This is a genomic window from Tetragenococcus halophilus subsp. halophilus DSM 20339, from assembly GCF_003841405.1.
Taxonomy (GTDB): domain Bacteria; phylum Bacillota; class Bacilli; order Lactobacillales; family Enterococcaceae; genus Tetragenococcus; species Tetragenococcus halophilus.
On sequence record NZ_PXYA01000002.1, the window covers coordinates 727306 to 740882 of the forward strand.

The following is a 13577-nucleotide window of genomic DNA, read 5'->3' on the forward strand; positions in this document are numbered from 1 at the left end:
AAGCTGCCTATTTATAAAATTGTGTCTATCGATTAATTTGCAAACGAGTAATAAATTCGGCGATCTCTTCTATCGACATATCATCAATCTGTACTGTTTTTGCGTCTAATTGATTATAAATATTTTGCGCATAATCCATTTCTTCTTTAATATGTGTAACATCGGTATAAGACGTACTACCACCTAAGCCAAGTGAGTTTAAGCGCTTCTGACGTGTGCGTTGGATGATCTCAGGTGTTGCTACTAAGCCAATTAGCTTTTCTTTTGGAACATCAAAAATCTCTTTAGGTAAGGGGATTTCTGGTATTAAAGGCAGATTGGCTACTTTATATGATTTGTTAGCTAAATACATGCTTAAAGGTGTTTTTGACGTACGTGAAGGGCCTAAAATAATATAGTCTGCTTTAAAAAAGCCTTTTGGATCTTGTCCATCATCATATTTCACAGCAAAGTCAATGGCCTCTATTTTTTCAAAATAATCAGGCGTTAATTTATGCTGGGCGCGAGCTTCACCTTTAGGCACAAGACCTGTCTTACCTTGGATCAATTCCATCATAGGAGTCATGAAATCGACATAGCTTAAAGAAGTGCGTCTTACAAATTCTTGTGCGGTTTCATTAAAAGAATCTTTGACTAAAGTACTAACAACAATTGCGTGCTCCTGCAGAGCGTCTCCTAAGATTTTAATCAGTTCTTCTTTAGAGTCGATAAAAGCAAAACGTTGCGTTTCGATATTGGTTAATTCTGGAAATTGGGCAAGGACAGCGTTAGTGACTTTTTGGGCTGTATCTCCGATGGAATCTGAGATAATAAATAATTTTAGTGAATGTTTGTTATTCATTGTGTGCTTTCACCTTAATCCCTTCTTCGATAAAATGGTTCATGATACGTGTTTTGGTAATTTTACCAATGATTTTATCGTTTGTTCCTTTCTCAACAACAGGAAGCGAGTCAATTTGCTGTTGCATTAGCTTACTACCAGCAGACAAAATCGTCTTATCTGGTGTGATCGTGACAATATTTGGCATTCGGCTCATTACAACCGCTACTGGAATACTCTCTTCACTGTTTGTCAAAACACTGCGTAAAAGGTCTTTTCTTGAAAGAAGGCCGACCAATCGTTTACCTTCATTAACGACATACAAAGAACCTACGTCATACATAAATAAATCAGTAATCGCTTCTTTTAATGATGTGTCTTGCTTAATAAATACGGCTGGAATCATAATATCATCGACTTTTTTGGTATATAATTTTTCAAATAGTAATGGCTCAATTGTTTGTCCTGAATAAATGTAACCGACTTTGGGACGGGCATCTAATACACCTGTCATCGTTAATAACGATAAATCATTACGTAATGTGGGCTTAGTGAGATTGAGCTTTGCAGCGATGTTATCTCCGGTGATTGGCTCATTCTCCTTAACAATGTCGATAATCAACTTTTGTCGAGCAGAAAATTCCAAGGCAACACCTCCCTTGTTTTTTTACCTACTCTTATCATAGCGTAACTTTAGCGAATCGGCAATCATTGAGCGTTGCTTGGGCGCAAGCTAAGCGAGCAGCAGGGATTCGATAAGCTGAACAGGAAACATAATCTATGCCAATTTGTTGAAAAAAGGCGATTGATTGAGGATCTCCGCCAACTTCTCCGCATACACCGATCTTCATGTCAGATTTTGTTTGACGAGCTTTTGTTACGGCTGTTTGAATCAACTGGCCAACACCTGTTTGATCTAAGCTTTGGAAAGGATCTTCTGGTAAAATTCCTTTTTCTTTATATATAGACAAAAATTTACCAATATCATCACGTGAGAAACCATAGGTCATTTGTGTGAGATCATTTGTACCAAAACTGAAAAAATCTGCTTCTTTAGCTAATTGATCGGCTGTCATGCAAGCTCTAGGTAATTCAATCATCGTACCGATTTCAAAAGGAAAGGGTGTTACATCATATTTTTTAAATAAATCTTCAATCGTTTGCAGCAAAGATCGTTTCACTTCAATTAGTTCTTTTTCTTCTGCAATCAACGGAATCATTATTTCGGGTTTCACATTGTAACCATTTTGATTTAATTGAATAGCACTTGTAAAAATTGCTTCAACCTGCATTTGATAAATTCTCGCTTCTGTAATACCTAAACGACAGCCACGATGACCTAACATAGGATTGGTTTCGTGTAGTTGGTTGATTTGTTTGTTTATTTTTGTTGGAGACTTATTAAGACTAGCAGCCAATTCGGCGATCGTTTGTTCATCTTTTGGTAAAAATTCGTGCATAGGTGGATCTAAAAGTCGGACGATCATAGGTTTTTCATTTGTTATTTCTAACATATGATAAAAATCATCTTGCTGAAAATGAAGTAATCGTTGTAGAGCTACTTCGAATTCCTGATCATCTTCAGCTAAAATTAGACGACGCATCTCTAAAATTCGGTTTTCCCCAAAGAACATATGCTCCGTGCGTGCTAGACCTATTCCAGAGGCGCCAAAATCGATCGCCGCTGTTAAGTCTTGTAATGTTTCAGCATTAGTACGTACTGACAAATCAGCTTGTTCATCTGCCCAACTTAATAAAAGTTGTAATTTTTGATTGCTTATAGGAGTAACGGTTTGAAGTTTACTTTGATAGATCCTACCTGTAGAACCATCTACAGAAATAATATCGCCTTCTGTCAATACTTGATTATCACAAGTAATCATTAGATTTTCTTCGTTTACAGTTAATGCTTCACATCCGGCTACACAGCAAGTGCCCATGCCACGAGCAACCACAGCAGCATGGGAAGTCATTCCGCCCCTGGAAGTAACGATTGCTTCACTTACAACCATTCCTTCAATATCTTCTGGAGAAGTTTCTTGACGTACTAAAACAACTTTTCTCCCTTTTTCATGAAATTCTTTAGCTTTTTCTGCTGTAAATACAATTTGACCGCTTGCAGCTCCTGGACTTGCGGGGAGTCCCTCAGCTAACAAGCTAGCTTCTTCTAGTGCTTTTGGATCGAATACAGGATGGATTAACTGTTCTACCATAGTAGGTGTCACTTGTAAAAGAGCTTCTTTTTTAGTTATGACCTTGTCTTCAACTAGTGCTAAGGCGATAGATAAAGCTGCCTGTGCAGTACGCTTCCCATTTCTTGTTTGCAGAATAAATAACTGTCCTTTGTCAATTGTAAATTCAATATTTTGCATATCTCTATAGCGTGATTCTAATATTTCTGCATAATGAATAAAATCTGTATAAGCATTTGGTTGTAACTTTTTTAGTTCACTTAGCGGTTGCGGTGTGCGTATTCCTGCAACGACATCTTCACCTTGAGCATTACGTAAAAATTCACCAAATAATTTCTTTTCACCAGTGGCCGGATTCCGAGTAAAAGCTACACCTGTCGCACTTTCTTCCCCACTGTTACCAAAAACCATCGTTTGTATATTTACAGCGGTTCCTAGGTTAAACGGGATGTCGTGTAATTGCCGATAAACTTTTGCTCGTGGGTTTTCCCATGAGTGAAAAACCGCTTTGATTGCAATAAAGAGTTGTTCTATAGGATCTTGCGGGAATTCCTTTTGTTGAATATAGTAAAGGTCTTTATAAGCTTCTATTACTCTTTCTTGTTCTATGATGGAAAAATCTGTCGCATTCTTAGAAAATGACGCTTCATATTTTGCTAAGATTTTATCAAAACTTTCCTTAGCTATGCCATAGACTACATCTCCAAACATTTGTATGAGACGGCGATAACAATCATAAGCAAAGGAAGAATCCGTTAATTTGGCAAAAGCTTTTACTTTAATATCGTTTAAACCCAAATTAAGAATAGTATCCATCATTCCCGGCATAGAAAACTTCGCACCACTACGCACAGAGACTAACAGTATAGGTTCATTCGTTAAAAATGATTTTCCAGTTTCGTTTTCCAGCTGATGAATCGCTTCCAAAATATCTTTTTTCAAATTTTGTTCAAAATAATTTTCTTGCTTTAAAAATTGTACACAGGCCGTGGTCGTAATGGTAAACCCCGCGGGAACAGGTAAACCTAAGCTGGTCATTTCTGCTAGATTTGCTCCTTTTCCTCCTAAAAGATCTTTCATGTCAGCATTACCTTCGTTAAAACGATAGATTTGTTTCAATTAATACACACCTTTCTTTATTTATTACGTATCATATGATATAAATAAAATATATATGACTCATATATATTTGTCAATAAATAAAATAAAGCGTGTTAAATTTATTTATTATTTTATTAGAGTAAAAAGGCTTTTTAATTTAATTTTTTCGAGCTTTGTTTTATTATAAATATGTAAGGTTGTTTTTTAACAACGAATAAAAATTAGGAGGAAAAAGCATATGGCAGATCAAAAAGGTACAAACGTTCCAACTAGTGAAGTAAAAGAAACAAACGGACAAGTTTCAGGGGAGTTAACATTTGAAGATAAAGTAATCCAAAAGATCATTGGTATTGCTTTGGAAAAAGTTGACGGTTTGTTACAAGTTGACGGTTTGTTACAAGTTGACGGTGGCTTTTTCTCAAATATGGCTGAGCGTATTTCAAATTCAGACAATGTAACAAACGGTATCGAGACTGAGGTCGGCAAAGAACAAGTTGCTGTAGATTTAGATGTTGTTGTTGAATATCGTAAAGACGCTCAAAAAATTTATGAACAAATTAAAAAAGTGGCTGCAGAACAAGTCAAAAAAATGACTCATCTAGATGTAGTTGAAGTAAATGTTCATATAGAAGATATCAAAACAAAAGAAGAAATTGAACAAGATAAAAAATCTGATGAAAAACAATCGGATAACTCAGATGAATCAGATAACTAAAATAAAGGTCGATTTATCACTGAATTCAACGAGCGTGTGTAGCTAGGAAGTTTTAGTATTCTTTTTGCTAAGTTCGTATCGTTGGTAGAGAGGGTGAAGCTATGGGTAAGCTAGGTAAAAGCTTAATCAGCATCCTGTTGTTGCTTTTGGTTTTCATATCTTTTTTTGTGTTGATAGAAAATCAAGATGCTGTGCAACTACCGATACGTTTTATTTCAATGTATGACTATCCATGGATTGGTATGTATATGCAGCAAACGTTATTCTGGTTAAGTATCTTATTGTCTGTGTTAGCGATCTTGTTATTAATTATCACAATTTTTTATCCTAAAAAGAAAAATAATTTAATTTTAGAACAAGAACAAGGTTCATTAAAAATTCAAAGAAAGGCAGTAGAAAATTTCGTACTGCAAATTGTGAATAAAGAACCTTTTGTTGAAAACCCCAGCATAAAAGTGAAGATGTATAAGAAAAAGATTCGGATCAAAGTTGCAGGTTATATGAGAAAAGCGATGGCGATTCCGGAAAAGCAAAATGAATTAGTGGATGAGATTCAAACAGAAGTATCTTCACTGTTGGGAACAACCGAAAACATCAAGACAGATGTATATCTTGAAAATTATCGAAAACCTGAAGAAAAAAAAGAAGCGCGTGTAACATAAAGGAGGTTGCCAAATGCAAGAATTTTTACAGCGGTATCGTGATGGAATCATTGGCGGTGGAATTGGATTGATTTTGGCAATTCTTCTGCTAACGATTGGTTTTGCAAAAACATTGTTAGTTATTGTGTGTACGATTATAGGAGCATTTATTGGCCTTTATCTGAACCAAATTGGTTTTTTTGATCGTTTCAAAGGGCCTAGAAGATAGAAGATTAGGGGGATGTCAAGATGGAAAAACAAGAAAATAAAGTAAATATAAACGATATTTCTGGAGAGTTAACTTTTGCAGAAAAAGTCGTTAAAAAAATTATTGGTTACGCGATGGATAATATTGATGGTTTGTTAACAATTAATGGTGGTTTTTTCTCAAATATTGCTGAAAAACTAGTGAATACTAATGACGTTACCACAGGAATCAATGCGGAAGTAGGGAAAAAACAAGTCGCTGTTGATATGGATGTGGTTGTTGAATACGGCAAAGACAGTCGTCATATTTATGAAGAAATCAAACGTATAATTGCAAAAGACATTCGCGAAATGACTCATTTAGAAGTGGTTGAAGTTAATGTAAATGTTGTAGATATTAAAACCCAAGAACAATATGAAGAAGAAAGCGAAACTGTGCAAGATAAAGTAACAAGCGCTGGAAAAACGACTGGACATTATATTTCACAACAAACTAGTAAAGCCACTCAAAGTGTCAATGAAAGTGTTGAAAACATTGAAGAAAATCGCGAACCTAGAGTGGAATAACAAAAAAGTAAAAGAGGCTGGGATTGTTCATCCCAGCCTCTTTTTAAGGTTGCAATAATTCAGTGGGGGAAGTATCTCGAGCATAATTAATATAAGTTAAAAGCAGCTCTGGAGATTCTTCACCTCCTTTTTTCATCCATAGCAAAAGAATAGAAATTGTACTTGATAGTAAAATCTCTTCGGCATAATCATTTGGAATCTTTTCAATCATTAATTGATCTTTTTCATGAGCTATGTACTTTTTTACAGTGTTGGTTAATAATTTTTTAAAAGTAGAGACAAATTTAGGGTCCCCATTTTCCTCTACTAAAGCTTTAATAAAAGCTAAATCATCTTTTACATAATAGAGCGCATTGAGAATCAATCTATCCGGAATTAAGGGATTTTCTTCTCCTTTTTCAACAGGCTGATCAAATATTTGCTGAATATTTGTTAAAATGTCTTCTTCTAGTTTTTCAATTAAATCATATTTATCTAGGTAATGGAGGTAAAAAGTTCCTCGATTAATTTGTGAATGACGAGTAATATCACTTACGGTAATTTCTTCTAATTTTTTTTTATTAAGCAGTTGGACCAGTGCTTGTTTAATTTTATTCTTTGTTTGTGTATTGCGTTGCATAGCTATCTCCTTCTTTTGATTATAGTGTACAATGGAAATGGAACTAAAATCAACATCATGTATAATTAATTACTTAAATCGACAAAAAAATACAAGTTGTTTATAGAAAATTTTCTGTAAGCATACTATAATACTATATGGAACTCAACAAGTTGTTCATATAAGGAGGAGCTTTTAGATGTCTTACATTGAAATAAAAGACAGTACGAAAAAATTTAAAACAGGTGCTACAGAAATTATTGCCAACGATGCTTTAACTTTTTCGATTGAAAAAGGAGAGTTGGTAGTGATTTTAGGCGCCTCTGGAGCAGGAAAATCTACACTGTTGAATATCTTAGGGGGTATGGACACCAATACTAGCGGCCAAGTGATGATTGACGGAAAAGATATTTCTGCGTATTCTGACAAAGATTTGATCACTTATCGTCGTCATGAGGTGGGTTTTGTTTTTCAATTTTATAATTTGGTGCAAAATTTAACCACTAAAGAAAATGTAGAGTTAGCTTCAGAAATTGCAAAGGATCCTCTGGAGGCTGTAGATGTTTTAAAAGAGGTCGGTTTGAATGACCGTATCGATAATTTTCCTGCACAACTTTCTGGTGGTGAACAACAACGGGTCTCAATTGCTCGAGCAATTGCCAAAAACCCCAAAATCCTACTTTGCGATGAGCCTACCGGAGCACTAGACTCACAAACAGGAAAACAAATATTACAGATCTTGCAAGATCGCAGTAGAAAACAAGGCGCAACAGTTATTATTGTCACGCACAATTCGGCAATTGCACCTATTGCTGATCGTGTTGTTCGTATGAGCGACGCTAAGATCAACGAAGTTGAAACAAATGAACAACCAAGCGATATTGCCGCTATTGAATGGTAGGTGAAAAGGATGCACAAGAAAAAACTTTGGAAAGACATTAGGCGATCAGTTACCGGTTCTTGGGGAAGATTTTTTTCCATTTTAAGTTTAATGGCTTTGGGAACATTTGCCTTTGTAGGCTTAAAAGTTACGGGTCCTGATATGCGAGCTACAGCTGAGAATTTTTACGATCAAACGAATTTAGCTGATATGACGCTGACTTCGACCTGGGGGTTAGATGATTCTGATCAAGATCTTTTAGCTAAAGCTGATAAACTAGACGAGGTAGAATACGGTTATCTAGAAGATGTGACAGTTAAAGATACGGATACAAGTATGCGCATCTTTTCGGCACCAGAAGATCTTTCACAATATGAAGTTGTCAAAGGAAACATGCCCCAAAATAAAAACGAAATTGTTTTAGACTACCAACAACAAGGGAATTATAAAATAGGGGATGAAATCAAGCTCAGTCAAGAGGAATCAGAAGACTCCGATGATAACGAAGAATCTGCACAAGATATTCTAGATAGAACTTCTTATAAAGTTGTAGGTTTTGTTAAATCCAGTGAAATCACAGAAACATCAAACATTGGGCAAACCACAGTTGGTACAGGACAGTTAGACAGTTATGGTGTGGTACCAGAAGAAAACTTTGATTCTGATGTTTATATGATCGCTCGAATGGATTTTTCTGATACACAAAATTTAAATGCCTATAGCGATAATTATGATCGATTGATTCGTAAGCATCAAAAATCTGTGGAAGAGTTATTTGCAGATCAAGATGAAAAACGTTTAAATGACGTTAAAGAAGATCAACAAAAAGAAATAGATGACGGCTGGGACGAAATAAATGATACAAAACAAGAATTAGCAGACGCCCAATCACAATTAGAAGATGCCAAAGACCAGATCCAAGACGCACAAGCCGAAATCGATGATAATCAAGCAGAACTAGATGAAGAGGTTACACAAGCGCAAAGCCAAATTGACGATAGTCAACAACAACTTGAGCAAGGAAGATCGTCTGTTGCCACAGCACAAAACCCAGCGGTTGCAGAAGAAGAACTCAGAAATAAAGAAGCAGAATTGACGCAAGCCAAAAATAATTTGGCGAATGAACAAGCTCAAGGCCAACAACAACTTGACCAAGCGCAAGAAGAATTAGCTGATCAACAAGAAGAATACGAAGAAAACAAAGCAGACTATGAAGATCAAAAACAAGAAGCAGATGAAGAGATACCTGATAAAGAGCAAGACTTAAGAGACGCTCAAGATGAACTTGATGACTTAGAAGCACCGGATTATACTTTTGAAGACCGTAAAGATGGGAATCCAGGTTATAAGCAATATCTAGAAAACTCTCAACGGGTGGACATTTTATCTAATATATTCCCAGTATTCTTATTTGCTATTGCAGTTTTAGTAAGTTTAACGACAATGACGCGTTTTGTAGATGAGGAGCGCATTAATTCAGGAACATTAAAAGCGCTAGGTTATAGTAATTGGGATGTTAAGAAGAAATTTGTTGTGTATGGCATCGTTTCTAGTGCCCTTGGTGCATTAATAGGAACAGCTTTAGGTCATACATTACTACCGACAGTTATTTTTGAAGCATATGCAGCTTCTTCTACTTTTGACCAAGTCACACTAAACTTTTCACCCTTTTATACATTCATCGGTTTTGGAATTGCGATAATATGTACGACTTTACCGGCATATCTAGTGGCAAATCGGGAACTAAAAGAAAAGACAGCACAGTTATTAGTCGCTAAACCACCTAAAAAAGGCTCTAGAATTTTATTGGAACGTATTACACCCATTTGGAATCGTATGAGCTTTACTTATAAAGTGACGGCTCGTAATTTATTCCGGTACAAAAAACGTATGTTTATGACGATCTTTGGCGTAGCTGGGTGTGCCGCATTATTGGTCACGGGTTTTGGAATCAGGGATTCTTTAACAGGTATTGTGGATCATCAATTTGATGATTTAGTTAAATACGATTTAATTGTTAGCAAAACTGATGATTTATCTGATGATGAACAAGAACAATTAGATGAAAAATTAGATCAATCTGACATCAGTAATGATACTGACGTGCATTATGAGGAATTAAATGTACGGGCTGGCGAAAATAATGACACACAAGATATTACAATGTTAGTTCCTGATGATGAAAAAGCCTTTAATCAAGATGTTGAAATAATTAATCGTCAGTCACAAAAACAATTATCCTTGCCTGATGATGGGGCCATTTTCTCTGAAAAACTGGCCGATTTACTAGGGGCCGAAAAAGGTGATACTGTAAGCTTGGATGATGAAGACGGACAAAGTCATAGCGTAAAAGTCGCCGGTGTTACTGAAATGTATATGGGACATTATATATATATGAATCAAGAAGCTTATCAAAACTCTTTTGATTCTGCTGGTGATCCTAATGGTTATCTGGTAACCTTAAATAATACGACACAAGATAACATTGATGAACAATCATCCTCATTTATGGATTTAGATGGTGTTCAAGGTGTAGTTCAATCTAGTGCGATTAGCGAACAGATAGATAATGTGATCGATGGTTTGAATAACGTGATATTAGTATTGATCACTTGTGCTACTTTACTTGCTTTGGTGGTTATTTATAATTTAACAAATATCAATGTTTCCGAACGTATCCGTGAATTATCCACGATCAAAGTATTAGGATTTTACGATCGAGAAGTTACGATGTATATTTATCGGGAGACTATCCTACTTTCTATCTTAGGGATTCTAGCCGGCTATGTTGTGGGTTATTACTTACATGGCTTTATTATGCAGACACTACCTCCAGATGAAGCAATGTTTAGTTCTGGCTTACAGCTTTCTAACTTCATTTTATCTGCCGGTATTACACTATTGATTACTTTCATTCTAATGTTTGTTATCCATAGGAAATTAAAAAATATCGACATGTTAGAAGCACTGCAATCCGCAGATTAAATATGAAAAATGCCGCATTCTCGAAATTGAGAATGCGGCATTTTTTTAAAATAATCCCCAAGGATGTAATTGCTTACTATATTTTTTATATAGTTTGTCATTAAATTTACCTTCTACTAAGTAGCTATAAATCAATACATTGGGGAAATAAATACCTAAATTAAGTAATTTTTGATAATCTTCAGGGGCTAATTCTTTGGCAATCGCTAAAGCTGTAGCAGAGCTGCGGCTTACGCCGGCATCGCAATGAACCACAAAATGACTATCTTTGTACTTTTCGATAAAATCATGTGTTTTTTTGAAATCATCTTCATCAAAAATATGATAGTTATTATCAGGGTATAGACGATCAAACATTGCTCGGATTTTTCCACTTTTTTGATCAATATCATCGATCGGAAGTTCTAAAACAGCTTTATAACGGTTTTTTACACTATCAGGCATCGGTGTTGCCATCTGTCCTCGATCGTATCCGGCGTAAGAAATCAAAACAGAATTTGATAAAGGCTCATAATCAAGAGCTTCTGGATGCGATAGTGCGATAGCCTTCATATCTTTATTGATTTGATGGCCACGAAGGTTATAAGTTGTATCCATAAAAATCGCTCCTTTCCTAAATTGAAAACGTATCCTATATTTCTATGGTATCTGTTTCTAAACAATTGTTCAAATTTGTGAATTAAATGGCTCTTTTTGGCATTTAACTTATGGCCGTGATAGGATAAAAATAAAGGAGATGAAGAGAATGAAAACCTTAACGGCAGACGAAATGTACCAATACGAAAACAAAGTCATAAATGAAAAGGGCGTTGCCTCTATTGTGTTGATGGAGTGTGCTTCGCGTGCAACTGTGGTGCAGATGAAACAAAGGATAACTAAAAAAGATACTATCGTTATCGCTGCCGGAGGTGGAAATAACGGCGGCGATGGTATAGCAGTAGGACGAATTTTACATAACGAAGGATTTCAAGTGGAAATTTTGCTAGTAGGAAATCCTGATCATTATTCTGACCAAAATCGTCTGCAGCAAAAAATAGCGAAAGAATATGGGGCTATGATTAAAACGGATTTGGCAGAAGTTGATTTTACCAAGGGAACAGTGATCGTTGATGCTTTATTTGGTATTGGATTAAACCGGCCAGTAAAAGGCGAGGCGTTAAAAGTTATAGAGAAAATAAATGCGGTTAAACAAGCTCGTACGTACGCTATTGATGCACCATCCGGCCTATCTTCTGTAGAGGGGAAAGTCCCAGGAACTTGTGTTATAGCAGATGAAACGATTACCTTTGGTTTTTATAAATATGGAATGGAGAAAAAAGAATTAGAGAATTATTTTGGATATATCACAGTGGATGATATTGGATTTTTCTATGAGGAGTGAGCAATGATGGAACAAGGATCACTTTTTTCAAATCGGAAAAGCACAACCCCTTTAGCTAGTAGAGTACGTCCTAAAACAATTGGTGATTTTGTAGGGCAAGAACAGCTATTGGGCCAAGGAAAAATTTTACGTGAAATTATTGAACAAGATCAAGTATCTTCTATGATTTTTTGGGGACCCCCTGGTGTCGGAAAAACCACCTTAGCAGAAATTATTGCACGACAAACCAAAACAAATTTTATTACGGTCAGTGCAGTAAATAGTGGAATTAAAAAAATAAAGGATTTGATGGAAGAAGCAGAAACGAATCGTGATTACGGCGAAAAAACGATTATTTTTGTAGATGAGATTCATCGTTTTAATAAAGCGCAACAAGACGCCTTTTTACCTTATGTAGAACAAGGAAGTATTATCCTAATAGGTACAACAACGGAAAATCCATCTTTTGAAGTTAATTCTGCTTTACTGTCACGTTGTAAAGTATTCGTTTTAAAGGAACTAACTGTTTCTGATATTGTTGAATTATTAAAAAGAGCTATCAAAAATCCTGATGGTTTTGGTGACTATCAAATAACAATTGATGATGATGCGATAGAAGCTATTGCTCGTTTTGCTAATGGCGATGCAAGAAATGCTTTAAACACATTGGAAATGGCAGTTTTAAATGGTGAAAAAGATGGCAACAGTATTTCTATAACGACAGAAGCTTTGGAACAAATTATCAACAAAAAGTCACTACTTTACGATAAATCCGGGGAAGAGCATTATAATATTATTTCAGCTTTGCATAAATCGATGCGTAACAGCGACGTTAATGCAGCGATTTACTGGCTAGCGCGTATGCTCGAAGGCGGAGAAGATCCCCTTTATGTTGCCAGGCGTCTCGTTCGTTTTGCAAGTGAAGATGTCGGATTAGCAGATACCAATGCATTAAACGTTGCTGTAAATGTTTTTCAAGCTTGTCAATTCTTAGGAATGCCTGAGTGTGACGTTCATTTGACAGAACTTGTGATTTACTTATCGCTTGCTCCTAAATCAAATGCTGTGTATAAAGCTCGGTTGAATGTCGAACAAGATATCAAAGATTCTGTCAATGAGCCCGTTCCTTTACAAGTCAGAAATGCTCCTACTAACTTGATGAAGGATCTAGGCTATGGAAAAGATTACCAATACGCACACGAACAAGAAGATAAATTGTCGACAATGAAGACGATGCCTCCTTCATTAGAAGGTCATGAATATTACTTTCCAACAGAAGAAGGAAAAGAAGACCGTTTCAAAAAACAATTGGAATATATCAAAAAATGGCATGAAGAGCATGATTAAGAGAATATAAATTAGTTTATAGTTTATTGGCCTAAAGTCAGCTGAAATAAAGTCCAAAGGCAAAGCAGTTGGCCCAAAGTAGTACTAAGTTTAGGACAATGGTAAAGCAAATGGCCCAAAGTAGACCTAAGAAAGGGCCGTAAGTTAAGTATTTGGCCCAAAGC

The 13577-nt window shown here is 35.8% G+C and carries 13 protein-coding genes; 8 read left to right on the forward strand and 5 right to left on the reverse strand.

The window, feature by feature from the left end; all coding sequences use genetic code 11:
• Positions 1-25: 25 nt before the first annotated feature.
• Genes C7K42_RS09265 through ppdK form a run of 3 tightly spaced genes read right to left on the reverse strand, consistent with a single transcriptional unit; the run spans position 26 to position 4131 of the window.
• Positions 26-841, reverse strand: coding sequence for a pyruvate, water dikinase regulatory protein (locus C7K42_RS09265; protein WP_014125779.1), 816 nt, complete (start codon positions 839-841; stop codon positions 26-28).
• Positions 834-1466 (reverse strand): helix-turn-helix transcriptional regulator, encoded by a 633-nt coding sequence (locus tag C7K42_RS09270; protein WP_014125778.1) that lies wholly within the window; start codon positions 1464-1466, stop codon positions 834-836. Before C7K42_RS09270 ends, C7K42_RS09265 begins: the two co-directional genes overlap by 8 nt.
• A 34-nt stretch (positions 1467-1500) precedes the next feature.
• Positions 1501-4131: a pyruvate, phosphate dikinase gene (ppdK, locus tag C7K42_RS09275; protein ID WP_103099921.1), complete on the reverse strand. Its 2631-nt coding sequence runs from the start codon at positions 4129-4131 to the stop codon at positions 1501-1503.
• 220 nt (positions 4132-4351) lie between these two features.
• Here ppdK and C7K42_RS09280 point away from each other — a divergent pair, with 220 nt between their 5' ends.
• From C7K42_RS09280 to C7K42_RS09295, 4 genes are all read left to right on the forward strand, one after another.
• Entirely contained in the window at positions 4352-4828 is a 477-nt protein-coding gene (locus tag C7K42_RS09280) for an Asp23/Gls24 family envelope stress response protein (RefSeq protein ID WP_069029313.1), read from the forward strand.
• 101 nt (positions 4829-4929) lie between these two features.
• A complete protein-coding gene (amaP, locus tag C7K42_RS09285) occupies positions 4930-5490 on the forward strand; it encodes an alkaline shock response membrane anchor protein AmaP (protein ID WP_103091645.1) in 561 nt (186 codons plus the stop codon).
• Between the two features lie 13 nt (positions 5491-5503).
• Positions 5504-5698: a DUF2273 domain-containing protein gene (locus tag C7K42_RS09290; RefSeq protein ID WP_014125774.1), complete on the forward strand. Its 195-nt coding sequence runs from the start codon at positions 5504-5506 to the stop codon at positions 5696-5698.
• Between the two features lie 20 nt (positions 5699-5718).
• A complete protein-coding gene (locus tag C7K42_RS09295; protein WP_014125773.1) occupies positions 5719-6243 on the forward strand; it encodes an Asp23/Gls24 family envelope stress response protein in 525 nt (174 codons plus the stop codon).
• Between the two features lie 43 nt (positions 6244-6286).
• On the opposite strand, the gene C7K42_RS09300 is transcribed toward C7K42_RS09295, so the two are convergent.
• On the reverse strand, positions 6287-6862 hold the full coding sequence (locus C7K42_RS09300; RefSeq protein ID WP_014125772.1) for a TetR/AcrR family transcriptional regulator: 576 nt from the start codon (positions 6860-6862) through the stop codon (positions 6287-6289).
• A 178-nt stretch (positions 6863-7040) separates the two neighbouring features.
• On the opposite strand from C7K42_RS09300, the gene C7K42_RS09305 reads away from it, so the two are divergent.
• The gene (locus C7K42_RS09305; RefSeq protein WP_014125771.1) at positions 7041-7742 is read left to right on the forward strand and encodes an ABC transporter ATP-binding protein; all 702 of its coding nucleotides are present in this window, start codon (positions 7041-7043) and stop codon (positions 7740-7742) included.
• Between the two features lie 9 nt (positions 7743-7751).
• Positions 7752-10706, forward strand: coding sequence for an ABC transporter permease (locus C7K42_RS09310; protein WP_014125770.1), 2955 nt, complete (start codon positions 7752-7754; stop codon positions 10704-10706).
• A gap of 45 nt (positions 10707-10751) precedes the next feature.
• On the opposite strand, the gene C7K42_RS09315 is transcribed toward C7K42_RS09310, so the two are convergent.
• A complete protein-coding gene (locus C7K42_RS09315; protein WP_014125769.1) occupies positions 10752-11303 on the reverse strand; it encodes a hypothetical protein in 552 nt (183 codons plus the stop codon).
• A gap of 148 nt (positions 11304-11451) precedes the next feature.
• Between C7K42_RS09315 and C7K42_RS09320 the strand changes: the two genes are divergently transcribed.
• Positions 11452-12087, forward strand: a complete 636-nt coding sequence (locus C7K42_RS09320) for an NAD(P)H-hydrate epimerase (RefSeq protein WP_014125768.1) — start codon at positions 11452-11454, stop codon at positions 12085-12087.
• Positions 12088-12093: 6 nt separating this feature from the next.
• On the forward strand, positions 12094-13413 hold the full coding sequence (locus C7K42_RS09325; RefSeq protein WP_041591862.1) for a replication-associated recombination protein A: 1320 nt from the start codon (positions 12094-12096) through the stop codon (positions 13411-13413).
• Positions 13414-13577 lie beyond the last annotated feature (164 nt).

Excerpts from the sequence above, each read along its gene's own strand:
- C7K42_RS09265 (WP_014125779.1), bottom strand. The coding sequence starts at position 841 with ATGAATAACAAACATTCACTAAAATTATTTATTATCTCAGATTCCATC.
- C7K42_RS09280 (WP_069029313.1), top strand. The coding sequence starts at position 4,352 with ATGGCAGATCAAAAAGGTACAAACGTTCCAACTAGTGAAGTAAAAGAA.
- amaP (WP_103091645.1), top strand. The coding sequence starts at position 4,930 with ATGGGTAAGCTAGGTAAAAGCTTAATCAGCATCCTGTTGTTGCTTTTG.
- C7K42_RS09290 (WP_014125774.1), top strand. The coding sequence starts at position 5,504 with ATGCAAGAATTTTTACAGCGGTATCGTGATGGAATCATTGGCGGTGGA.
- C7K42_RS09295 (WP_014125773.1), top strand. The coding sequence starts at position 5,719 with ATGGAAAAACAAGAAAATAAAGTAAATATAAACGATATTTCTGGAGAG.
- C7K42_RS09300 (WP_014125772.1), bottom strand. The coding sequence starts at position 6,862 with ATGCAACGCAATACACAAACAAAGAATAAAATTAAACAAGCACTGGTC.
- C7K42_RS09305 (WP_014125771.1), top strand. The coding sequence starts at position 7,041 with ATGTCTTACATTGAAATAAAAGACAGTACGAAAAAATTTAAAACAGGT.
- C7K42_RS09310 (WP_014125770.1), top strand. The coding sequence starts at position 7,752 with ATGCACAAGAAAAAACTTTGGAAAGACATTAGGCGATCAGTTACCGGT.
- C7K42_RS09315 (WP_014125769.1), bottom strand. The coding sequence starts at position 11,303 with ATGGATACAACTTATAACCTTCGTGGCCATCAAATCAATAAAGATATG.
- C7K42_RS09320 (WP_014125768.1), top strand. The coding sequence starts at position 11,452 with ATGAAAACCTTAACGGCAGACGAAATGTACCAATACGAAAACAAAGTC.
- C7K42_RS09325 (WP_041591862.1), top strand. The coding sequence starts at position 12,094 with ATGGAACAAGGATCACTTTTTTCAAATCGGAAAAGCACAACCCCTTTA.